Source organism: Janthinobacterium pasteuri (assembly GCF_051380775.1).
GTDB lineage: Bacteria > Pseudomonadota > Gammaproteobacteria > Burkholderiales > Burkholderiaceae_D > Janthinobacterium.
Map to the genome: position 1 here is coordinate 1 of NZ_JBNYXS010000003.1, position 20695 is coordinate 20695.

The following is a 20695-nucleotide window of genomic DNA, read 5'->3' on the forward strand; positions in this document are numbered from 1 at the left end:
CGGCTGGCTGCGCATATTCCACGGGGTAGCCAGCCATTACCTGCCGAATTATCTGGGGTGGCGCTGGATACTCGACGCCGGACGCATCCGCTCCCCAGAAACATTGTTGAAGGCAACCATGGGAGAGTTCCCACACCTTACGGTGACATAGCCTAAAAAAAACGCCGTGACAGCCATGTCGCGGCGTTTTTCCTGGTGAAGCGGTAACTTACGTGCCGCGCTTGCCGCGCGCCGCATTCTTGGCCTTTTCGGCGGCAATCGCTGCCGCTATGGCCGCTTTTTCCGCCATCTCGGCTGCGTGCTGGGCCAGCAGGGCCGCGCGCGTGTCCGGCGTTTCCAGCGAAATGCGCCCCAGGATGCCGCTGCGGTAGTCAAGCAGCAAGGTATGCGAGGCTTTCTCGAAATCGTAGTCGCCGCCCTTGATGCGGAAGCCGCGCTTGGCGGCGATGCCCTCGACCACGCCGATGGCGTCGACTTCACCGACCTTGGTGCCATAGCGGGCCGCCAGCAAGTCTGGATAGCGCTTGAGCAATTCCTCGGCCAGGAACACGGCCACTTCTTCTTCGATCAACGCGTTCGAGCCGATCGCGTGACTGGCCGCCAGCATCAGGCCGTCGCTGGGGATGGCGATCTTCGGCCACAGCATGCCGGGCGTGTCGACCAGGATGGTGTTCTTGTCCAGATACAGCTTTTGCTGCATCTTCGTCACGGCTGGTTCGTCGCCCACCTTGGCCACGCGCTTTTTCAGCAGCGCATTCATCAGGGTCGACTTGCCCACGTTGGGGATGCCCATGATCATGATGCGCAGCGGCTTGGTCGGCACGCCGCGGTGCGGCGCCAGCGATTTGGCCAGGTCCGGAATGCGCGCTACGTCGCCCGGCTTCTTGGTCGTCATCGCATACGCGGTCACGCCTTCCTGGGCATTGAAATAGGCCACCCAGGCGGCAGTGGCGGCAGGATCGGCCAGGTCGGTCTTGTTGAGGATCTTCAGGCAAGGGCGCTGGCGGAACAGGCGCAACTCGTCCACCATGGGATTGCAACTGGCTGCCGGCAGGCGCGCGTCCACCACTTCAATCACCAGGTCGGTATTTTCCATGGTTTCGGCCGCTTTCTTGCGGGCCGCGTTCATGTGTCCTGGGTACCATTGTATCGCCATGCTCTTGCCTTCAGTTCGTTCAGTCAATCCGCTATTTTACGTGGTTGCCGCCACGACGTCCCATTTTCCACCACCAGCGCCAGCCGTACGACGCGGACGAGACAATTGGTGATAATTTAGCAGTTACTTGAATGATAAGATCCGCAGTCCGTCCAGCCTGGCCGGTTTCCCCATTACAAGCTCAACCTGGCACGCATTCCATGCATCTTCCCCGTTTTTTCCTCCTTGCTCCCCTTTGCGCCTGCCTGCTGCCCGCCATGGCCCAGGAACAAGCGGCGGCGCCTGGCGACACGGCCAGCCAGGTAATGCAGCAGGTTGTCGACGTGCAAGGCACGCGCGATCCCGACTTGCGCCCCTACCGCACCATGCTCAAGGGACTCGATGCGTATGCCGACCACCAGCGCCTGGCACCGGGCGCGCCGTTGCGCTTCATGCTGATCCCCGCGACATCCCAGGCCAGGCTCGATAACGTGACCCTGCACCTGTCGGCCGACAACCTGTCGATCCCCGTCCCCCTGGCGGCGGATGGCGGCTTCACCTTGACGCGCGACAAGACCGCCTACGACGCGAATGCCGACCTGGTCAGCAACAAGAAGCGCGACACCCTGCGCTGGCGCGCCGACATCCACACGCCGGGCCTGCCCCAGAATGTGCGCCGCCTGGGCGACCTGCGCCTGGAGTGCGAAATCCGCTGGGCCGTCGAGCAGGATGACCTGCCCTTTGTCCGGCGTAAGCTGTTCCGCCTGGCGGGCGGACCCTGCCACTCGTCGCTGATCCACGTGCCGTTTCCCGTGTTCCGCAAGCTGCTGGCCGTACAGGCGCGCTCGGGCGAGCGCACACTGGACATCCGCGTCACGGAAGACCGCCAGCGCTACGTGCCGCCGCTGCATGACCTGAACTGGGACGACAATACCCTGCTGACCCTGACGTACGGCGACGATGGAAAAATGGCCGGAGCCGTCCCCGCAGCACCGTTGAAGGAAGCGCAGCGCCAGTGACGCGCGCCGGAAAAGCCAGAGCGCCGACAGCTATGGCTTGCAAATGCTGTATGACCAATTGGTCAATGAAATCAAGCACCACCGCGACATGTTGCAGCTTGACAGTGTCGACGCGGATAAATCATCGCTCGTCTACACGCAAGCCTGGCGCCGCTTTATGGCCGGCGACATACTCGATGACCAGATCCACCGCCATACCAATTCGCGCAGCCGCCCCAGCTTGCTGTAGTAATAGCGCAACCTTTACAGCTCCGCCAGCGCCTTCACATGCGCCGCCACGCTGCGGCCCAGCGACGACAGGTTGTAGCCCCCCTCGAGGCAGCTGACGATGCGGCCCTTGGCATACTGATTGGCCACGGCCATCATCTGCTGCGTCAGCCACGTGTAATCGGCCTCCACCAGGCCCATGCCGCCCACGTCGTCTTCGCGGTGGGCATCGAAACCGGCGGAAATGAAAATCATCTGTGGCTGCTGCCGGTGCAGCGCCGGCAGCCAGTGGTCGAGCACCAGCTGGCGCACGGCATCGCCCTTCGAGCGGGCCGGCACGGGCACGTTGACGCGCGTGTCCGTGTAGGACTCGACATCGCTGTACGGATAAAACGGGTGCTGGAAAAAACTCACCATCAGGATGCGTGGATCATTTGCCACGGATTCGGCCGTGCCATTGCCATGGTGCACGTCAAAGTCGACGATGGCGACTCTGTCGAGGCCCCGCACATCGAGTGCATGCTTGGCGGCGATGGCGACATTGTTGAACAGGCAGAAACCCATGGGCTCGCTGGGCCGCGCATGGTGGCCGGGCGGACGGATCGCGCAGAAGGCGTTGCTGATCTCGCCATCGATGACGGCGTCCGTGGCAGTCACGGCCGAGCCTGCTGCCGCCAGCGCCGCGTCGTAGCTGTGCGCGTTGAGCAGGGTATCGCCGTCGAGCGGATAGTAGTCGCCCTCGGCCGGCACATTGTCGCGCACCAGGCCGATGGCCGTGGCGCTGTGGTTGCGCTCGATATCGGACAATTGCGCGCGCACGCCGTCGCGGTGCTCGACCAGGTCGCTGATATGCGCGAGGATCAATTGATCATTGATGGCCTGCAAGCGGGCCGGCGATTCAGGGTGCCAGTCGCCCATTTCGTGACGCTGGCAATCGGGATGGGTATAAATGGCTGTGCTCATGCGCTGTACTGGTTACCTCTGTCTCTGCTCTCTATCCATACCGGGAACGTGCGCCGCAATCACTGCACAGCATTCCTGCCTGCCTGGCGCGTTCTCGCATAAAATCACTGGCTGGTCTGTGCAGCCCTTGCCGCCTTTGCTGTCACGCTAATCTACCACGAGCGCGCAGCTGGCGGGCGGCGCCGTTTGACCTGGCCAAAGCGATTGTAAATTAAATAATCCCTCGCACTGTGATAGAAATAACATGTTTTCGAAAATACACCAGGCCGCACAGCAGATCGGCGAAGTTCTCGTCGGCAAACACTTGCAGATCCGCCAGACCCTCGCCTGTGTGCTGGCGGGCGGCCACCTGCTGATCGAAGACGTGCCCGGCGTGGGCAAGACCACCTTGGCGCATGCGCTGGCCATCTCACTGGGCTTGCAATGGAAGCGCCAGCAATTTACCAGCGACCTGCTGCCGGCCGACGTGGCCGGCATGAGCGTGTATGACCGCGGCAGCGCCAGCTTCATCTTCCACCCCGGCCCCCTGTTCACGCAAGTACTGCTGGCAGACGAGATCAACCGCGCCACGCCGAAGACGCAATCGGGCTTGCTGGAAGCGATGGAAGAGCGGCAAGTGACGCTCGATGGCGTCACGCACGCGCTGCCGCAGCCGTTCTTCGTCATCGCCACGCAAAACTGCGCGCACCAGCTGGGTACCTTCCCCCTGCCCGAATCGCAACTCGACCGTTTTCTCATGTGCGTCACGCTCGGTTACCCCGATGCGGCCGCCGAGCGGGCGCTGCTGCTGGGCGCCGACCGCCGCGCCATGCTGCAAACCTTGCCGGCCGTGATGAATGCGGAGCAATTGCTGCAGGCGCAAGCGGGCCTGCGCGCCATCCACGCCTCGCCTGCCGTGGTCGACTACGTGCTGGCCCTCGTGCATGCCACCCGCGTGCCCGGCGTGTTTGCCGATGGACTCAGCCCGCGCGCCGCGCTGGCCCTGTTGCACGCGGCGCGTGCCTGGGCCGCCCTGGCCGGACGCGACCACGTCACGCCCGACGATGTGCAAGCCGTGCTGCTACCTGTCTGCGCCCACCGTCTGCATGCCGCGCAAGGGACCACGGACAGCCGCGCGCTGCTGCAGCACCTGCTGTTGAGCATTCCCGTCTGAGCGGCATGCGCTGGCGCACTATTCCATGGCTGCCCGCGCGCCCCTGGCTGGGCGCGCAGCGCGTGCACATCCGTCCCTCGCGTGCGGGCCTGGCATTTGCCGCGCTGCTGCTGGCGCTGTGGATCGCCGCCGTCAATTACCGCCTGGGCCTGGGTTATGCACTCACGTATTTCGCGGCCGCCTGCGCCATCGCCGACATGCTGTTTACCAGCCGCAACCTGGCGGGGCTGTCGCTGGCGGCCACGCCGGGCCATCCCGTGTTTGCGGGCAGCCACGCCTTGTTCACGTTGCGCCTGATCAACCGCAGCACCCGCCCGCGCCATGCAATCCGCCTGGCCGTTACCGGTTCCCCGGCAGCACCGGGCCTGGCCGATATTGCCGCCCACGGCGAAACGGCCGTCAGCATCGGCGTGGCAACGCGGCAACGGGGATGGGTCATTGCCCCGTCCGTGCGCCTGTCCGGCAGTTTTCCACTGGGCCTGTTTGTTGCCTGGTGCCATTGGCAGCCCGAGGCGCGCGTGCTCGTGTATCCACAGCCAGAACAGAATGCGCCGCCGCTGCCCTGGCTGGCCGGCACGGTACGGCAGGCCCGGCAGCCAGGCTCGCGCGGCGGCGCCCTGGAACTGGTGGGCGTGCGCGCCTACCAGCCCGGTGACGCCTTGCGGCGCCTGGCCTGGCGCCAGATCGCCCGCCATGACGGCGAGCAATTGTTCAGCAAGCAATTCCAGCCTGACGCCGACGCGCCAACTGGCGCACCGCACGGCCCGTATGGCAACCTTATGCTCGACCACGCGGACCTGCACGCGCTGGCGCCGGAAACGCGCCTGTCGCGCCTGGCAGCCTGGGTGCTGCAGGCGGATCGCACGGGCCTGCCGTATGGCTTGCGCCTGGGTGTGCTGACTCTGGCACCGGCCCTGGGTGCCAGCCAGCGCGACGCCTGCCTGCGCGCGCTGGCCTTGCATGGTTCGCAGCACGATTTGCCGCCAGCACAGGGGATGCCATGAAAGCCTGGCTGAGCGGCTTGCCGCGCGAGAAGGCCGACATTGTGCTGCTGTTGCTGGCCGCCGCCATGGTGCTGGCGCCGCACGCACTGCACCTGCCCCCGTGGTTGTCGGTAGCGACAGCCGCACCGCTGCTGTGGCGCGCCATCATTACCGTGCGGGGCCGGCGCCAGCCGCAGCTAACCCTGCTCGTGCCGCTGGCAGTACTGGGTATCGCCGGCGTGTACGCCAGCTATGGCAGCGTGCTGGGGCGCGATGCGGGCGTGGCCATGCTGGCCCTGCTGCTGGCCTTGAAATCGCTGGAAATGCATGGCCGGCGCGACATCTTCGTCTTCGTCTTCCTCAGTTTCTTTTTGCTGTTGGCTAATTTTTTTCATGCGCAGGGCATCCTCAGCGCCGCCTGGATGCTGGCCACTGTCATCGTCCTGCTGGCCGCCCTGCTGTCGGCCCAGTACGGCACGCTGCAGCCTCGCCTGGCGCAAAGGCTGGGCTTGCTGGGGCGCATGCTGGCGCTGGCCATTCCCCTGTCAGCCGTGATGTTTCTTGCCGTGCCGCGTCCCGACGGCCCCCTGTGGGGTGCGCCGTACGAAGGCGAAGGCGCGCAGGCGCGCACGGGCTTGTCGGACAGCATGCAGCCAGGCGCCATCGCCTCACTGGCCCTGTCCGGCGAGCCCGTCTTCACGGCGCGCTTTTCCACACCCATTCCGCCGCAAGACCAGCTGTACTGGCGCGGCGTGGTGCTGGGCGACTACGATGGCGCCACCTGGACGCGCCGGGGCACCGGCCAGCCTGCGCCTGCCAGCGACAGCCGCATCGACATCACCCTGGAAGGCCAGCCCAGCCAATACGAAGTGACCTTGCAAGCGAGCGGCCAGCGGCGCATCTTCGCCCTCGACCTGCCGCGCAGCATCGAACGCTTGCCCGGCAACCCCTACGTCGTCTCGTCCGCGCTGGAAGTGCTGACCATACAAGCCATTACTTCGACCGTGCGTTACCGCGTCAGTTCCCAGTCCCGCTACCGGCTGCAGGCCGGCCTGTCTTTGGCCCAGCAGCAGCCATGGCTGGCCTTGCCCGCTGGCAGCAACCCGCGCAGCGTGGCCTGGGCCCGCGCACTGCGCGGCAGCGGCGCGCAGATGCTGGCACCCACCGACGCCATCGCCGCCGTGTTTGAGTACTTCCGCCGCGCGCCCTTCCGCTACACCCTGCAGCCACCGCTGCTGGGCAAGCAAGGCGTCGATGACTTCCTGTTTACCACGCAGGCGGGCTTTTGCGAGCATTACGCGGGCAGCTTCGTCGTGCTGATGCGCGCCATGGGCATCCCCGCGCGCGTCGTCACGGGCTACCAGGGCGGCGCACGCAACACTGACGGCGTCAGCCTGAGCGTGCGCCAGTCCGATGCCCATGCGTGGAGCGAAGTGTGGCTGGCAGGCAGGGGCTGGGTGCGCGTCGATCCCACCAGCGCCGTCGCCCCCCTGCGCACCGAGCGCAATCTGGACGCCGCCCTGCCAGCGGCCCCGTCCCCGCTGACGGCTTGGCGCGCCCTGGCCGGCCTCGATGGCGGCGCCAACGGCGCGATTGCCGCGTGGCGCCAGCAATGGCAGCAGGCAGAGCACGCCTGGAGCAACTGGGCGCTCGACACCACGCCACAGCGCCAGCGCTCCATGCTCGATCGTTTGAAAAACCTGCCGGCGACGACCCTGGCACTCGTCTGCGCCGTGCTGGCCCTGCTGTCCGCCGTGGCCGGCGCACTGGTCTGCTGGCGGCAAGCGCGGCAAGGCGATCCGCTCGACGCCGTGTATGCGCAGTTTTGCCGCCAGCAGGCGCAGCGCGGCTACAGCCGTGCGCCGCATGAAGGCCCGCACGGTTATGCTGCGCGCCTGGCCACGGGCAAGGCCACGCCCGAGGCGCACGCCGCCATCGCACAGTTTCTGGCAATCTATGCCACGATGAAGTATGGTAATGCCAACCCAGACGAACAATTCCGCGCGCGGCGCAGCTTGCGCCGCCTGTTAACCCAATGCCGATGAGACGCTCCTTGTTACCGATCAAAACCTCCGCCCTGTCCCTGCTGCTCTCCCTTCCCCTGTGCCTGGCGACCGCGCACGCAGGCGAAAACAGCAACATTTCCGCCACTGACCGCGCCCGTGCCGTGCGCGCGGCCAAGGCGCCGCCCACCAAGGCGACGGCCAAAAAAGCACCGGCGAAATTCGACTTCGAAGGCGAGTTTGTCGACTATGCCAACTGGAAAGAAGTACGCGCCTTCCTCGACGAGATGTCTGCCAAGCATGGTTTTGACCGCGCCGAGCTCGATACCCTGATCGGCAAGGTGCGTTATGTCGAGTCGACAGTGCAACTGATGAAACCGGCGCCGCCGGGCAAGCCGAAGAACTGGCAAGCCTACAGCGCCCGTTTCATCGAGCCGGTGCGTATCAATGCGGGCGTGAAATTCTGGGAAGAGAACGCCGAAGCGCTGGCGCGCGCCGAACGCGAATATGGCGTGCCGGCCGAAATCATCGTCGGCATCATCGGCGTGGAAACCGTGTACGGACGCAACACGGGCCGTTTCCGCGTGCTCGACGCGCTGACCACCCTGGCGTTTTCCTATCCGGAAAGCCCGACGCGCGCTGCGCGCATGGAATTTTTCAAGGGGGAACTGGAAAATGCGCTGCTGTACGCGCGCAAGGATGGCATCGATCCATTGACCCTGCTCGGTTCGTATGCGGGCGCCATCGGCCTGCCGCAGTTCATGCCCAGCAGCATCATGAAATATGCGGTGGACTTCGATGGCGATGGCCACATCGACTTGCGCAACTCCACGGCCGACGCCATCGGCAGCGTGGCGCACTTCCTCGTTGAACACGACTGGCGGCGCGACGACCCGGCCATCAGCACATATCGTGTCACCGTCTCGGCCAATCACGCCTGGGAAAAGTTCATCGGCCAGGGTTTGCAGGCCAAGTACCGGCTGGAAGAATTGCAGGAGGCCGGCGTGAGTACCGTCTCGGCCACGCCCCGGAACATGTTGTTCGGCCTGATCGATCTGCAAAATGGTTCCGAAGCCACTGAGTATCACTTGGCAAGCAATAATTTCTTTGTTATAACTCAATACAACAGAAGTTATTTTTATGCCATGTCAGTGATTGACCTGGGCAAGGCTATCAGCCAAGTACGCGCACGCTAACCGAAAGTCAGTGTAAAGTTATAATATTACTTGTAAGAAAGCGTAAGCGAGGTTGAAGCGAGCCGCAAACAGGGCTATGGTGGGGCCGATAACATGTGCCAGCCTCGCTCGCCAGCCTTTGTGCGGCACGGAATACAGAAATGGTTCTATACTTAACTTTTGTCAAAGTACAATTTTTGTTCTATCATAGAGCATAATAAAGAATAAATAGCTGTTGCAACAAGACAACACCTATTTTATACAAAGCAAGATTACAGAGGTTTCCGGCCTGAAATTGAATCCTGCTGTACAATTGTGTATATATCATGAAAAACTGTATCCCGGATCGTACCGTGTGTGAATTCGTTCCTTTTGGTAAAGAATGAACATGAACGCAGCAAGAGCGAGCTCCGAGTGTTTTTTACTTTGCAGTGCAACTACAGAAGGAACATCAACATCATGACAAACCAAGTCGGCATTGATATGAACAGCGATTCGGACTCCGACGATCTGCTCCAGTACAACCCAAACAGATTGCTCGATACTCTGATCGAAAACCTGCGCCTGAAAAACGATGCAGCGCTGTCCCGCGCGCTGGAAGTCGCGCCACCAGTCATCAGCAAAATCCGTCACCACCGCCTGCCCGTCGGCGCATCGCTGCTGATCCGCATGCACGAAGTGAGCGACCTGAGCATCCGCGACCTGCGTTACCTGATGGGTGACCGTCGTAACAAGTTCCGCATCAGCGACAAGCAATTCAAGCCAAAAGAAGGCGAAACGCCACAAGGCTGATCCTGCCAGTTTCGCAGGTTTTCCCTCCCCGCCGTGGGGAGGGGGTAGTTTTCAGGCCGTCCTGGCCGACCCGAATTTCCATTTTAAAATTGAACAATCAGGCTGGGAAGACGCCCGTGGACAAGTAACGGTCGCCGCGGTCACAGACGACGAACACGATGGTCGCGTTTTCCACCGTTTGCGAGATGCGCAGCGCGATTTCGCAGGCGCCCGCCGCCGAGATGCCGCAGAACAAGCCCTCTTCCGCCGCCAGACTGCGCGCCATGCGCTCGGCCACACCCTGGCTCACGTATTCCACCTGGTCCACGCGCGACTTGTCGTAAATTTTCGGCAAGTACGCTTCCGGCCATTTGCGGATGCCGGGAATCTGCGAACCATCCTCGGGCTGTGCGCCGATGATCTGGATGGCGCGATTCTGTTCCTTCAAATAGCGCGACACGCCCATGATGGTGCCCGTCGTGCCCATGGCACTGACGAAGTGCGTGACCTGACCATTGGTATCGCGCCAGATTTCCGGTCCCGTGCTTTCATAGTGGGCGCGTGAATTGTCTTCGTTGGCGAACTGGTCGAGGATCACGCCGCGGCCATCCTTCTGCATCTGCTCGGCCAGGTCGCGCGCATATTCCATGCCCCCCGTCTTCGGCGTGAGCAGGATGTCGGCGCCATAGGCGGCCATGCTCTGGCGGCGCTCCACGCTGAGATTGTCTGGCATCAAGAGCAGCATCTTGTAGCCGCGCAAGGCGGCGGCCATGGCCAGCGCGATGCCCGTATTGCCGCTGGTGGCCTCGATCAGGGTATCGCCTGGCTTGATGACGCCGCGCTCTTCAGCACGCTTGAGCATGGACATGGCGGCGCGGTCCTTCACGGAGCCGGCCGGGTTGTTGCCTTCCAGCTTGCCGAGGATGACGTTGTTGCGCGCAATCGCATCGGCGCCCGGCAAGCGCGTCAGTTGCACCAGCGGAGTATTGCCTATCGTATCTTCAAGTGTCTTGTAAGCCATCGTGTCTGTTTGAGTAATTTCAACAAAGACCCATTCTAATATGAGATGCTGGACGGCGTATGGCTAAAAGCCGGCGTTCCGCCAGGCAGTCCGCGCTGCGCCCGCCAGCGCGCCAGGCCGCATGGCGCCTGGCTTTGCGGCATGCCAGGGTTGCCGCGTGCGGCGCACCAGCGGGCCGCGCGCGCTTGCGCTAGACTCGTCACGGTTAGTTATTTTAGTAATTTGCTTATTCAATCAATGGATCAGTCATGAGCAGCAGCGCACCCGAATTCATCCCCGAAACCACGCAGGACGATCCCGTCCAGGCCAGCAGCCTCGATATCCAGGGCCGCATGCACCAGATTTCCCCCGTCTTCACCGAGGCGGAACTGCGCCGCTTGCAACGCTATGGCAAGGCTTGCCACCATGCGGACGGCGCCACCCTGTTCGAGGCGGGCAGCAGCAGCTTCGGCATGCTGGTCATCCTGGCGGGCCACGTCGCCGTCACGCGCCACGAAGGCCTGGGCCGCACCTCGCTGATGCGCGAAATCGGCCCCGGCCATTTCATCGCCGAAGTGGCGCAACTGTCGGGCCGCCCCGCCCTCGTCAATGGCCATGCCGTGGGCGACGTGCACGTGCTCGTCATCAGCTCGGAATCGCTGCGCGCGCTGATCGTGGCGGAAGCGGAGATGGGCGAGCGCATCGTGCGCGCCCTGATACTGCGCCGTGTGGCCTTGATCGAAGTCAATTCGGGCGGCCCCGTGCTGGTGGGACCACGCGGCAATGGCAATCTGTTCCACCTGCAAAGTTTTCTATCGAGCAATGGCCACCCGCACACGGTGCTCGACCCGGCCACCGATGCGGCTGCCGCTGCGCTGGCCGAGCGCTACCAGCCCACGCCGCAGGAATGGCCGCTGGTCGTCTGTCCCGACGGTAAGGTCATGAAAAACCCCGGCAATGCGGAACTGGGACGCTGCCTGGGCATGCTGCCCGATTTGTCTGGCGACAAGATCTTCGACGTGCTGGTGGTGGGCGCCGGGCCCGCCGGCCTGGCCACGGCCGTGTATGCGGCCTCGGAAGGACTGTCGGTCCTGGCGCTGGAACAGCGCGCGTATGGCGGCCAGGCGGGCGCCAGCGCGCGCATCGAAAATTACCTGGGCTTTCCCACCGGTATCTCCGGCCGCGCCTTGGCGGGGCGCGCCTATGTGCAGGCACAAAAGTTTGGCGTCGAAATCGCCACCCCGGCCAGCGCCGCCAGCTTGCTGTGCGACAGCTGGCCCCTGCGCGTCAAGCTGTGCGACGGCACGCAGGTGCGCGCCCGCACGGTGGTTCTGTCGTGCGGTGCGCGCTACCGCCGCCCGTCGCTGGCCAACCTGAAAACATATGAAGGACGGGGCGTGTATTACTGGGCCTCGCCCATCGAAGCCAAGCTATGCAAGCAGGAAGAGATCATCCTGGTCGGCGGCGGCAATTCGGCCGGCCAGGCGGCCGTGTTTCTCTCCGGCCACGCGGCCAGGGTCCACATGGTGATCCGCGGCGAAGGGCTGGCGGCCAGCATGTCGAGCTACCTGATCGAGCGCATCGCCGCGACGCCCAACATCAGCCTGCACACGCACACGGAAATCATCGCCCTCGAAGGCGACGAGGATGGCTTGACGGGCGCACGCTGGCGCAATAACCAAACGGGCGAAGAGTGCGACTGCGCCGTGCGCCGCGTGTTTCTCTTCGTCGGCGCCGATCCGAACACGGACTGGCTGCACGACTGCGCCGTGGCCGTCGACGAACAGGGTTTTATCCGCACGGGCTTCGACGTTACGCGCGCCGGATGCCGCGCCCACGGCCACGCCGCGCATTTACCCAACCCGCCTCCCGACCTGCCAGACCGGGCCGCACTGGAAACGAGCGTGCCGGGCGTCTTCGCCATCGGTGACGTGCGGGCCGGCTCGACCAAGCGCGTGGCCGCCGCCGTCGGCGAGGGGGCAGCCGTGGTGTCGCAGATTCATGGCTTCCTGGCACGGCTGCCGGCGGGCAAGGCGTGAAAATTGTGCATGATAGAAACTGCTACAACCGGCTGCTGCCAGCCAGCTAAAAGAGACCGCATGCCCCACACCGCCAAGCTTTCTTCGCGCCGCAGCATCGACCTGCAGTACTACATCTGGCATAACCACGTCACGGGGCGGCTGCTGGTGCGCGAACTGCTGCGCGCAGCCGACCGCGGCGTGCGCGTGCGCGTGTTGCTTGACGATATCAACGCGCGGGGCCAGGACGCCGCCATCCTCGCGCTCGACAGCCATCCGCTGATCGACGTGCGCATCTTCAGTCCGGTCCGCAATCGCGACGGCATCTGGCGCCGTGCCATGGAAATGGCCTTGCGCGCCGTCAGCCTGAACCGGCGCATGCACAGCCTGAATCGTCGACGGCAGGCTGGCCCTCGTCGGCGGACGCAATATCGGCGATGAATACCTCGATGCTGCCGGGCAAGTCAATTTCCAGGATGCCGACTTGCTGCTGGTGGGTCCCGCCGTACAGCAGACGAGCGACACCTTCGACCGCTTCTGGAACAGCCGCGCCGTCATCCCCATCGGCGCCTTACATGCTGACAAAAACGCGGGCGCGCCGGCACTGCCGCAGTTGCCCGTAGTGCGCACCCGCCTCGATGCGCTCACGGGCGAACTGGGTGCCTCGCCCTACCTGCGGTAGCTGACCGATGCGGGCCAGTTGCAAGCCCACCTCGATGGCCGGTTGCGCCTGCACTGGAGCGCGCAGGTGCAAGTGCTGTCGGACCCGCCGGAAAAAGCCGCCCCCGTGGCTAGTTTGCAGCACAGCGAGCACTGGCTCATGCACAGCTTGCTGCCCCTGCTGACGCAGGCGCGCGAAGAAGCGCTGCTGAACTCGCCATACTTCGTACCCGGCACGGCGCTGAGCACGATGCTGGGCGACAAGGTTGCCGCCGGCGTAGCCCTCGTGCATGCGGGCTATGCGCGCGCTGTTCCTGCACTCGACGGCTAGCGACACCAGCTATCGCGTATTGCTCGACAACGGCGCCCTGCGCTGGTCCGGCGCCACCGAACAGCCAGCCAAGGTGTGGGCGCACGATCCGGAGTCGGGCTTCTGGCGCCACAAGCTGGTGTGCGTGATGCGCTGGCTGCCGATCGAGTCGCCGCTGTAGGCGCATCGGCAGGGCAAAGTGGCGGCGCCTAAAAAAAACCCCGCGCGGCCGGTACCACGCGGGGGTTTCTTCTCGTGTTGCGCGGCACCACCACGCAACACGCTTTACAGCAACACGCTTACTTTTTCTCGGCTTCAGCCTTCTTCGCCTCGGCTGCAGCCAGCTTCGCTTCTTTCTTCGCGGCAGCTGCAGCGGCCTTCGCTTCTTTCTTCGCGGCAGCCGCTTCTTTTTTCGTTTCAGCGGCTGTCTTGGCTGGCGCAGCAGCGGTGTCGGTCGCAGCAGCTGGCTTCGCTGCGGCTTCTTTCGCTGCAACTTCCTTCACAGCAGTTTCCTTTTTTGCCGGGGCAGCTTTCGCCACCGGGGCCGCTGGCGCGCCAGACTTGGCCTGGCCATTCACCTGCAAGCCCGCTTCCGACAGTTTCACGGAACTTTTCGGTCCGATGCCTTTTACCCGGCTTTCGAAATCGGCCCAATCCTTGAAGGCGCCGCCCTTGGCGCGTTCATCGACGATGGCTTTCGACGTGACGGGGCCGATGCCCTTGACGCCGTCGAGTGCCGCCTGGTCCGCCTTGTTGACATCGACCTGGGCAAAGGCAAAACCCATCGTCGCGATCAGGGTGACGATGGCCAGCAGTATTTTTTTGAACATGGGTATCTCTCCGTGATGTGGTTTCAAGATGACTCGAACGCAAGGGAGGAGCAGCGCCTTAACGGCTCTAACGGCTGGGGCGTGATACGGTTGACAAGACGGGAAACGGAATGGCGGGGAAACCTGCGCCAGATCAAACGACCGGCGCAGGCTAGATGTGGAATACAGCGGCGATTACTGCGGGAACAGCTCTTCGCGGGTGACGGTGGCCGTGCCCAGCTTGCCGACGACGATGCCGCCGGCCCGGTTGGCCGTGCGCACGGCGTCGCCCAGAACCATGCCGGCGCCCAGCATGGCCGCCATGGTGGCGATCACCGTGTCGCCCGCGCCCGAGACGTCGAACACTTCGCGCGCATCGGTAGGCATGTGCAGCACCTCATCGGCCGTGTACAGGCTCATGCCCTCTTCCGAGCGGGTCAGCAACAAGGCTTCCAGGCCCAGCTGCGCGCGCATCTGCTGCGCGCGTTCCGTGAGTTGCTCTTCCGTATTCCAGTTACCGATGACGCGGCGCAGTTCGGACTTGTTCGGAGTGAGCACTGACGCTCCCGCATAGCGGCTGAAATCATCGCCTTTCGGGTCGACCATGACGATCTTGCCGGCGGCCCTGGCAGCCTTGATCATCTCGGCCACATTCACCAGGCTGCCCTTGGCGTAGTCCGACAGGATCACCACGTCGTAGTGCGGCAAGAGGGCATTAAACTGCGCCAGCTTGTCGCGCAGCACCGTATCGCTGGGCGCATCCTCGAAGTCGATGCGCAGCATCTGTTGCTGACGGCCGATCACGCGCAGCTTGATGATGGTGGAAATGGCTGCATCGCGCTGCAGATAGCTGTGGATGCCGCCGCCTTCGAGCAGGCGCTCGACCTGGCTGCCGGCCTCGTCGTCGCCGACCACGCCCAGCAAGCTCGTCTTCGCTCCCAGCGCGGCCGCGTTGCGCGCCACGTTGGCCGCACCGCCCAGGCGCTCTTCGCGCTTCTCGATGCGCACGATGGGCACGGGCGCTTCCGGCGAAATACGGCTGACATCGCCAAACCAGTAACGGTCCAGCATCACATCGCCCACCACCAGCAGGCGCACCTGGGCCAGCGCGGCCGGCGCCGTCAAGGCTGCCACTGCGTGGGCGCTCATGCGCGTGTCAGGATCGAGCGACCGATCCCGTGGTATTCGATGCCATTCTCGGCCATGACGGCCGGCTCGAACAGATTGCGTCCGTCAAAGATCACGGCCTGCTTCAGGCGCGCCTTGACCTGCTCGAAATCGGGACTGCGGAAGGCTTTCCATTCGGTCACGATGACCAGCGCGTCGGCATCCTGCAGCGCATCCTTCGGACTGTCGGCAAAGCGCACTCTTGCCAATTGCTCCGGCGTCAAGTCCAGTTCCAGCACGCGGCGTGCCTCGGCCATGGCGACGGGGTCGTACGCGGCCACCGTGGCGCCGCGACCCAGCAAGTCGGCCAGCAGGACGCGGGCCGACGCTTCGCGCATGTCGTCCGTATTCGGCTTGAAGGCCAGTCCCCACACGGCGAAATGCCGGCCCGTCAGATCTTCGCCGAAGCGAGTGACCACTTTGCGCCCCAGCACCTGCTTTTGCTGGTCGTTGACGGCTTCGACGGCGCGCAGGATCAGCAACTCCTGCCCGTAGCCACGTGCCGTGCGTTCGAGCGCCTGCACGTCTTTCGGGAAGCAGGAACCGCCATAGCCGCAGCCCGCGTACAGGAAGCTGTGGCCGATGCGCGGGTCGGAACCGATGCCGTGGCGCACGGCCTCGATATCGACACCCACCTTATCGGCCAGGTTCGCCAGTTCATTCATGAAGGAAATACGCGTGGCCAGCATGGCGTTCGCCGCATACTTCGTGAATTCGGCCGAGCGCACATCCATCCAGTACGTGCGCTCGTGGTTGCGGTTGAACGGCGCGTACAGGATTTTCAGCAATTCGCGCGCGCGCTCGCCATCCGGCGTGGCATCGACGCCGATGACGATGCGGTCCGGGCGCATGAAGTCTTCGACGGCCGCCCCTTCCTTGAGGAATTCCGGGTTCGACGCCACCGAGAACGTGGCGGCCACGCCGCGCGCGTCCAGTTCGCCCTGAATGGCGGCGCGCACTTTTTCAGCCGTGCCGACGGGCACGGTGGACTTGTCGACGATGACCTTGAAGTCCGTCATGTACTTGCCGATGCCGCGCGCGGCCGCCAGCACGTATTGCAGGTCGGCCGAGCCGTCTTCATCGGGCGGCGTGCCGACGGCGATGAATTGCATCACGCCGTGCGCGGCGGCTGCCTCGACGTCGGTGGAAAAGGTCATGCGGCCGGCGGCGCGGTTGCGCGCCACGACTTCTTCCAGCCCCGGTTCATGGATGGGGATGCCGCCGCTGTTGAGCAAGGCGACCTTTTTTGCGTCCAGGTCGAGGCAAAAGACGTCGTTGCCCAGCTCCGCCAGGCAGGCGCCCGTCACGAGGCCCACATAGCCCGTGCCGATAATGGTGATTTTCATGGTTGTGCCGTATTTCTGAAATATAGGTGTTACATACGAGTACACGCCACGTTGCGCAAGGCAAGGTGGCGTGTACGATTAATCAGTTCATGACATTTAACTCTTCCGTGCGACGTGGCGGGTAGGTTTCCCACTTGTTGCAGCCAGGGCAGTGCCAGTAGAACTGGCGTGCCTTGAAGCCGCAGTGGCTGCACTGGTAGCGGGCCAGCTTCTGCGTGTAGCCGTGCACGAGGTTTTTCACCATCGACAGCTCGGACCAGATGGCGGCCGGCGCATCCATCATGCGCGCCTCGAGCAGTTTATCCAGCCCCAGCAGGGTCGGCGTGCGGCGCAGTTCGGCGCTGACCAGCTGCTTCGCCGCTTCCACGCCGTCGAGCTCGATGACGGCCTTGAAGACCACTTCGATCAGGTCGATCGACGACGCCTCTTCCAGGTAGGAACGCAGCAGGTTGACGCCTTCCTGCGCACGTCCCACCTTGGTGTAGCCATCCATCAGGCGCTGCGCCACCAGGGCTACGTGCGGCACGCTTTGCTGCTCCACGCGGCGCCAGGTGGTCAGCGCGCCTTCCACGTCGCCGCGCGCCAGCAGCACGTCACCCGTCAGGATGGTGGCGCGCACGCTCTTGCGGTCCGTCTGCAGGGCTTTTTCCAGCAGCGGCATGGCGTCGTCCGGTCGCATGTGTACCAGCGCGTCATGCGCCAGTTCGCAATAAAACTGGGCGATTTCCTTCTGGCGCGCGCCGGCGCCCGCTTCCTGCAAGCCCACGGCCGCTTCGATGGCGCGGGGCCACTCCTTTTCGCGCTGGTAGATTTCCAGCAGGGCGCGGCGCGCCTGGGCCGCATATTGCGTGTCAACCAGGCTGTTGAAGGTTTCTTCGGCGCGGTCCAGCAAGCCCGCCTTCAGGTAATCCATGCCCAGCTCATAGGCGGCATGACCCTGCTGTTCCAGCGGCAGGTCCGGGCGCGCCAGCAGGTTCTGGTGCACGCGGATGGCGCGCTCCGTCTCGCCGCGGCGGCGAAACAGGTTGCCCAGCGCAAAGTGCATATCGGCCGATTCCGGGTCCAGCTTGACGACTTCGATGAAGGCATCGATGGCCTTGTCATGCTGCTCATTAAGCAGGAAATTCAAGCCCTTGAAGTAATTGCGCGGCAGGCTGCGCGATTCGGACACCAGTTGATGAATGTCAACACGCGCGGCAATCCAGCCCAACGCGAAAAACACCGGAATACCCAAGAGCCACCAGAGTTCAAAATCCATGCGATTGTTTTTATTCGAGTAAGAGAGATAGGAGCGATGGCGCCGATTACTGCGCGCTCACGCTGTCCGGCTGCGGCTGGACATTGCTGGCCACGCCAACGGTTTGCAGCGCGGCAATGGTGGTTTTTTGCTTGGTCGCTTCGCGGCGGTGACGGAACACGGTCGGCGTCAAGGCCAGGACGCCCAGGCTGGCGCCGGCGACAAAAAAGCCCAGCAGCATCAGGACCAGGGGGCCGCGAATTTCATAATTGAGGAAAACATGCAGGTCGACAACCTGCGCATTCTTCAGCGCAAAACTGAAGAACAGGACGAAAAGAACACAGCCAACGATGGTGGAGATGATTTTCATCGATAGGTCCAGAGAGAACAAAAAATGCCAGTGCCAACATGACACAAACGTAGAGCGCTGATAAAACCGTAGCGAGCGTCAGTGATTTGTGGCCGAGAAGCGCAACCGTACTTGAGTACGGTGAGCATCGCAGGCCGCAAAGCGCGACGCGCAGTAGCTTATGTCAGGTATTCTCAGCATATTAACAAAAAAAAGCGGCATCCAAGGACGCCGCTCTTTATGTCGCCTTCCAGCAGACGATTAATCCTCGATAATCGGTTGCCCGACCATCGCGTCCACCCGCTCGCGCAACTGTTTGCCCGGTTTGAAGTGAGGTACCCGTTTTTCAGGAACCATCACCTTGTCGCCGGATTTCGGGTTGCGACCGATGCGCGGGGGCCTGCTGTTCAGGGCAAAACTGCCAAAACCGCGGATCTCGATACGCTGACCGGTCGCCAGGGCGTTGGTCATCGCATCGAGAATGGTCTTGACGGCATACTCCGCATCTTTCGCCACCAGCTGAGAATAACGCTCAGCGAGGCGGTTGATCAGCTCGGACTTTGTCATCTGCCGTATCCGCAGTCTTAGTTCTTGTTATCGAACTTAGCTTTCAACAAGGCGCCCAGGCTGGTGGTGCCCGAAGCTGCGTTGTTGTCGGTAGCTGCCATCTTCTGCATGGCTTCCTGGGTTTCAACGTTGTCTTTCGCTTTGATCGACAGTTGGATACCACGGGCTTTGCGGTCGATGTTCAACACCATTGCTTCGACGCTATCGCCGACTTTCAGGTGCGTACCAGCATCTTCAACGCGGTCGCGCGAGATTTCGGAAGCGCGCAGGTAGCCTTCAACTTCTTCGGACAGTTGGATCACGGCGCCTTTAGGCTCAACCGATTTAACGGTACCGGTTACCAGCGAGCCTTTGTCGTTCATGGCTGCGAAGTTGTTGAATGGGTCACCTTCCAATTGCTTGACGCCCAGGGAAACGCGCTCACGCTCAACGTCGATGGCCAGAACGATGGCTTCCAGTTCGTCACCTTTCTTGAAGCGACGCACGGCTTCTTCGCCGGTTTCGGTCCAGGACAGGTCGGACAGGTGCACCAGACCGTCGATGTTGCCGGCCAGGCCGATGAACACGCCGAAGTCGGTGATCGATTTGATCGCGCCGCGGACTTTATCACCCTTCTTGTGGGTCACGCCAAAGTCATCCCAAGGGTTGGCTTTGCACTGTTTCATACCCAGCGAGATACGACGACGCTCTTCGTCGATTTCCAGAACCATGACTTCTACTTCGTCGCCCAGTTGGACAACTTTGTTAGGAGCAACGTTTTTGTTCGTCCAGTCCATTTCGGAAACGTGTACCAGACCTTCGATACCCTGTTCCACTTCCACGAATGCGCCGTAGTCGGTCAGGTTCGTTACTTTACCGAACAGACGGGTGCTTTGTGGGTAACGACGGGACAGACCGGTCCAAGGATCGTCGCCCAGTTGTTTCACGCCCAGCGAAACACGGTTTTTCTCTTGATCGTATTTCAGGACTTTGGCGGTAATTTCCTGGCCAACCGTCAGTACTTCCGACGGGTGACGTACACGGCGCCATGCCAGGTCGGTGATGTGCAGCAAGCCATCGATACCGCCCAGATCCACGAACGCGCCGTAGTCGGTGATATTTTTGACGACGCCGGTCACGACCGTGCCTTCTTTCAGCGTTTCCATCAGTTTCTGACGCTCTTCGCCCATCGAAGCTTCGATGACGGCGCGGCGGGACAGAACCACGTTGTTACGCTTGCGGTCCAGTTTGATGACCTTGAATTCGAGGGTTTTGCCTTCGAATGGGGTGGTGTCTTTGACAGGACGGGTATCAACCAGCGAGCCCGGCAGGAATGCGCGGATGCCGTTGGTCAACACGGTCAGACCGCCTTTGACTTTACCATTGACGGTACCGACGACGATTTCGCCCGATTCCATCGCTTTTTCCAGAGCCAGCCACGAAGCCAGACGCTTGGCTTTATCGCGCGACAGGATGGTATCGCCGAAACCATTTTCCAGCGATTCGATCGCCACGGAAACGAAGTCACCAACTTTGACTTCCAGTTCGCCGTGGTCGTTCTTGAATTCTTCGACAGGGATGAATGCTTCGGATTTGAGGCCAGCGTTCACGATCACGAAATTGTGGTCGAGGCGCACGACTTCAGCGGAAATAACTTCGCCGGAGCGCATATCTTGACGCGACAACGATTCCTCGAAGAGCGCAGCAAAACTTTCCATACCGGTAGATTCGTTAGTTGTAACAGTAGACATAGGGTTCACACAAGTTAACCAGCAGAGATCGCACCATGCGACTTAAACTGGGTTAGGTTTTTGACACACCCGGACTGGCCAGGGGCCGTCACG

General features: G+C 62.7%; 22 protein-coding genes and 1 pseudogene. 13 read left to right on the top strand and 10 right to left on the bottom strand.

Annotated features, from left to right (window positions below; genetic code table 11):
- A pseudogene (locus tag ACQ4WN_RS04235) lies at positions 1-151 on the top strand (IS1595 family transposase); the annotation flags it as partial.
- A 57-nt stretch (positions 152-208) separates the two neighbouring features.
- Here ACQ4WN_RS04235 and ylqF read toward each other — a convergent pair.
- A complete protein-coding gene (gene ylqF, locus ACQ4WN_RS04240; RefSeq protein ID WP_101484263.1) occupies positions 209-1156 on the bottom strand; it encodes a ribosome biogenesis GTPase YlqF in 948 nt (315 codons plus the stop codon).
- Positions 1157-1356: 200 nt separating this feature from the next.
- Between ylqF and ACQ4WN_RS04245 the strand changes: the two genes are divergently transcribed.
- Complete coding sequence (locus ACQ4WN_RS04245) at positions 1357-2154, top strand: hypothetical protein (protein WP_436550402.1); 798 nt, start codon at positions 1357-1359, stop codon at positions 2152-2154.
- Positions 2155-2197: 43 nt separating this feature from the next.
- Positions 2198-2383: a hypothetical protein gene (locus ACQ4WN_RS04250; RefSeq protein WP_436550403.1), complete on the top strand. Its 186-nt coding sequence runs from the start codon at positions 2198-2200 to the stop codon at positions 2381-2383.
- A 14-nt stretch (positions 2384-2397) separates the two neighbouring features.
- Here the strand turns inward: ACQ4WN_RS04250 and ACQ4WN_RS04255 are convergent, their stop codons facing one another.
- Positions 2398-3324, bottom strand: coding sequence for a histone deacetylase family protein (locus ACQ4WN_RS04255; protein WP_436550404.1), 927 nt, complete (start codon positions 3322-3324; stop codon positions 2398-2400).
- Positions 3325-3568: 244 nt separating this feature from the next.
- Here ACQ4WN_RS04255 and ACQ4WN_RS04260 point away from each other — a divergent pair, with 244 nt between their 5' ends.
- The 5 genes from ACQ4WN_RS04260 (at position 3569) to ACQ4WN_RS04280 (ending at position 9430) form a co-directional block, all read left to right on the top strand.
- The gene (locus ACQ4WN_RS04260) at positions 3569-4477 is read left to right on the top strand and encodes an AAA family ATPase (protein ID WP_436550405.1); all 909 of its coding nucleotides are present in this window, start codon (positions 3569-3571) and stop codon (positions 4475-4477) included.
- Between the two features lie 5 nt (positions 4478-4482).
- Positions 4483-5481 carry a DUF58 domain-containing protein gene (locus tag ACQ4WN_RS04265; RefSeq protein ID WP_436550406.1) on the top strand — a complete coding sequence of 333 codons (999 nt, stop codon included), beginning with the start codon at positions 4483-4485 and terminating at the stop codon, positions 5479-5481.
- Positions 5478-7505 (top strand): transglutaminase TgpA family protein, encoded by a 2028-nt coding sequence (locus ACQ4WN_RS04270; protein ID WP_436550407.1) that lies wholly within the window; start codon positions 5478-5480, stop codon positions 7503-7505. Before ACQ4WN_RS04265 ends, ACQ4WN_RS04270 begins: the two co-directional genes overlap by 4 nt.
- 8 nt (positions 7506-7513) lie before the next feature.
- A complete protein-coding gene (gene mltB, locus ACQ4WN_RS04275; protein ID WP_436550408.1) occupies positions 7514-8659 on the top strand; it encodes a lytic murein transglycosylase B in 1146 nt (381 codons plus the stop codon).
- A 438-nt stretch (positions 8660-9097) separates the two neighbouring features.
- Positions 9098-9430: a hypothetical protein gene (locus ACQ4WN_RS04280; RefSeq protein WP_034751784.1), complete on the top strand. Its 333-nt coding sequence runs from the start codon at positions 9098-9100 to the stop codon at positions 9428-9430.
- 97 nt (positions 9431-9527) lie between these two features.
- Here the strand turns inward: ACQ4WN_RS04280 and cysM are convergent, their stop codons facing one another.
- A complete protein-coding gene (cysM, locus tag ACQ4WN_RS04285) occupies positions 9528-10430 on the bottom strand; it encodes a cysteine synthase CysM (protein WP_102121602.1) in 903 nt (300 codons plus the stop codon).
- A 248-nt stretch (positions 10431-10678) separates the two neighbouring features.
- On the opposite strand from cysM, the gene ACQ4WN_RS04290 reads away from it, so the two are divergent.
- The 5 genes from ACQ4WN_RS04290 to ACQ4WN_RS04310 are packed head-to-tail and all read left to right on the top strand — an operon-like array spanning position 10679 to position 13578.
- On the top strand, positions 10679-12448 hold the full coding sequence (locus ACQ4WN_RS04290; RefSeq protein ID WP_436550409.1) for an FAD-dependent oxidoreductase: 1770 nt from the start codon (positions 10679-10681) through the stop codon (positions 12446-12448).
- A 60-nt stretch (positions 12449-12508) separates the two neighbouring features.
- Positions 12509-12868: a phospholipase D-like domain-containing protein gene (locus ACQ4WN_RS04295; protein ID WP_436550410.1), complete on the top strand. Its 360-nt coding sequence runs from the start codon at positions 12509-12511 to the stop codon at positions 12866-12868.
- Between the two features lie 43 nt (positions 12869-12911).
- Entirely contained in the window at positions 12912-13109 is a 198-nt protein-coding gene (locus ACQ4WN_RS04300) for a hypothetical protein (RefSeq protein ID WP_436550411.1), read from the top strand.
- A gap of 18 nt (positions 13110-13127) precedes the next feature.
- Positions 13128-13418, top strand: coding sequence for a phospholipase D-like domain-containing protein (locus ACQ4WN_RS04305; protein ID WP_436550412.1), 291 nt, complete (start codon positions 13128-13130; stop codon positions 13416-13418).
- Positions 13387-13578, top strand: coding sequence for a phospholipase D-like domain-containing protein (locus ACQ4WN_RS04310; protein WP_436550413.1), 192 nt, complete (start codon positions 13387-13389; stop codon positions 13576-13578). The genes ACQ4WN_RS04305 and ACQ4WN_RS04310 overlap by 32 nt, the downstream gene beginning before the upstream one ends.
- Positions 13579-13696: 118 nt before the next feature.
- On the opposite strand, the gene ACQ4WN_RS04315 is transcribed toward ACQ4WN_RS04310, so the two are convergent.
- The 7 genes from ACQ4WN_RS04315 to rpsA form a co-directional block, all read right to left on the bottom strand.
- On the bottom strand, positions 13697-14227 hold the full coding sequence (locus tag ACQ4WN_RS04315) for a ComEA family DNA-binding protein (protein WP_436550414.1): 531 nt from the start codon (positions 14225-14227) through the stop codon (positions 13697-13699).
- Between the two features lie 174 nt (positions 14228-14401).
- The gene (rfaE1, locus tag ACQ4WN_RS04320) at positions 14402-15355 is read right to left on the bottom strand and encodes a D-glycero-beta-D-manno-heptose-7-phosphate kinase (protein ID WP_436550415.1); all 954 of its coding nucleotides are present in this window, start codon (positions 15353-15355) and stop codon (positions 14402-14404) included.
- Positions 15352-16719, bottom strand: a complete 1368-nt coding sequence (locus ACQ4WN_RS04325; protein WP_436550416.1) for a UDP-glucose dehydrogenase family protein — start codon at positions 16717-16719, stop codon at positions 15352-15354. Before ACQ4WN_RS04325 ends, rfaE1 begins: the two co-directional genes overlap by 4 nt.
- An 82-nt stretch (positions 16720-16801) precedes the next feature.
- Positions 16802-17977, bottom strand: a complete 1176-nt coding sequence (gene lapB, locus ACQ4WN_RS04330; protein ID WP_436550417.1) for a lipopolysaccharide assembly protein LapB — start codon at positions 17975-17977, stop codon at positions 16802-16804.
- A 46-nt stretch (positions 17978-18023) separates the two neighbouring features.
- Positions 18024-18326 (bottom strand): LapA family protein, encoded by a 303-nt coding sequence (locus ACQ4WN_RS04335; protein ID WP_034751796.1) that lies wholly within the window; start codon positions 18324-18326, stop codon positions 18024-18026.
- Between the two features lie 240 nt (positions 18327-18566).
- Entirely contained in the window at positions 18567-18872 is a 306-nt protein-coding gene (locus ACQ4WN_RS04340; protein WP_008446215.1) for an integration host factor subunit beta, read from the bottom strand.
- A 17-nt stretch (positions 18873-18889) separates the two neighbouring features.
- Entirely contained in the window at positions 18890-20602 is a 1713-nt protein-coding gene (gene rpsA, locus ACQ4WN_RS04345; protein WP_080570587.1) for a 30S ribosomal protein S1, read from the bottom strand.
- Positions 20603-20695: the final 93 nt, after the last annotated feature.

Bases quoted from the DNA above. Each gene is read 5' to 3' on its own strand.
- ACQ4WN_RS04270 (WP_436550407.1), top strand. From the start codon at position 5,478: ATGAAAGCCTGGCTGAGCGGCTTGCCGCGCGAGAAGGCCGACATTGTG.
- ACQ4WN_RS04250 (WP_436550403.1), top strand. From the start codon at position 2,198: ATGCTGTATGACCAATTGGTCAATGAAATCAAGCACCACCGCGACATG.
- ACQ4WN_RS04315 (WP_436550414.1), bottom strand. From the start codon at position 14,227: ATGTTCAAAAAAATACTGCTGGCCATCGTCACCCTGATCGCGACGATG.
- cysM (WP_102121602.1), bottom strand. From the start codon at position 10,430: ATGGCTTACAAGACACTTGAAGATACGATAGGCAATACTCCGCTGGTG.
- rfaE1 (WP_436550415.1), bottom strand. From the start codon at position 15,355: ATGAGCGCCCACGCAGTGGCAGCCTTGACGGCGCCGGCCGCGCTGGCC.
- ACQ4WN_RS04290 (WP_436550409.1), top strand. From the start codon at position 10,679: ATGAGCAGCAGCGCACCCGAATTCATCCCCGAAACCACGCAGGACGAT.
- ACQ4WN_RS04265 (WP_436550406.1), top strand. From the start codon at position 4,483: ATGCGCTGGCGCACTATTCCATGGCTGCCCGCGCGCCCCTGGCTGGGC.
- rpsA (WP_080570587.1), bottom strand. From the start codon at position 20,602: ATGTCTACTGTTACAACTAACGAATCTACCGGTATGGAAAGTTTTGCT.
- ACQ4WN_RS04325 (WP_436550416.1), bottom strand. From the start codon at position 16,719: ATGAAAATCACCATTATCGGCACGGGCTATGTGGGCCTCGTGACGGGC.
- ACQ4WN_RS04245 (WP_436550402.1), top strand. From the start codon at position 1,357: ATGCATCTTCCCCGTTTTTTCCTCCTTGCTCCCCTTTGCGCCTGCCTG.
- ylqF (WP_101484263.1), bottom strand. From the start codon at position 1,156: ATGGCGATACAATGGTACCCAGGACACATGAACGCGGCCCGCAAGAAA.
- ACQ4WN_RS04340 (WP_008446215.1), bottom strand. From the start codon at position 18,872: ATGACAAAGTCCGAGCTGATCAACCGCCTCGCTGAGCGTTATTCTCAG.
- ACQ4WN_RS04260 (WP_436550405.1), top strand. From the start codon at position 3,569: ATGTTTTCGAAAATACACCAGGCCGCACAGCAGATCGGCGAAGTTCTC.
- ACQ4WN_RS04335 (WP_034751796.1), bottom strand. From the start codon at position 18,326: ATGAAAATCATCTCCACCATCGTTGGCTGTGTTCTTTTCGTCCTGTTC.
- lapB (WP_436550417.1), bottom strand. From the start codon at position 17,977: ATGGATTTTGAACTCTGGTGGCTCTTGGGTATTCCGGTGTTTTTCGCG.
- ACQ4WN_RS04255 (WP_436550404.1), bottom strand. From the start codon at position 3,324: ATGAGCACAGCCATTTATACCCATCCCGATTGCCAGCGTCACGAAATG.
- ACQ4WN_RS04295 (WP_436550410.1), top strand. From the start codon at position 12,509: ATGCCCCACACCGCCAAGCTTTCTTCGCGCCGCAGCATCGACCTGCAG.
- ACQ4WN_RS04310 (WP_436550413.1), top strand. From the start codon at position 13,387: ATGCGCGCGCTGTTCCTGCACTCGACGGCTAGCGACACCAGCTATCGC.
- ACQ4WN_RS04280 (WP_034751784.1), top strand. From the start codon at position 9,098: ATGACAAACCAAGTCGGCATTGATATGAACAGCGATTCGGACTCCGAC.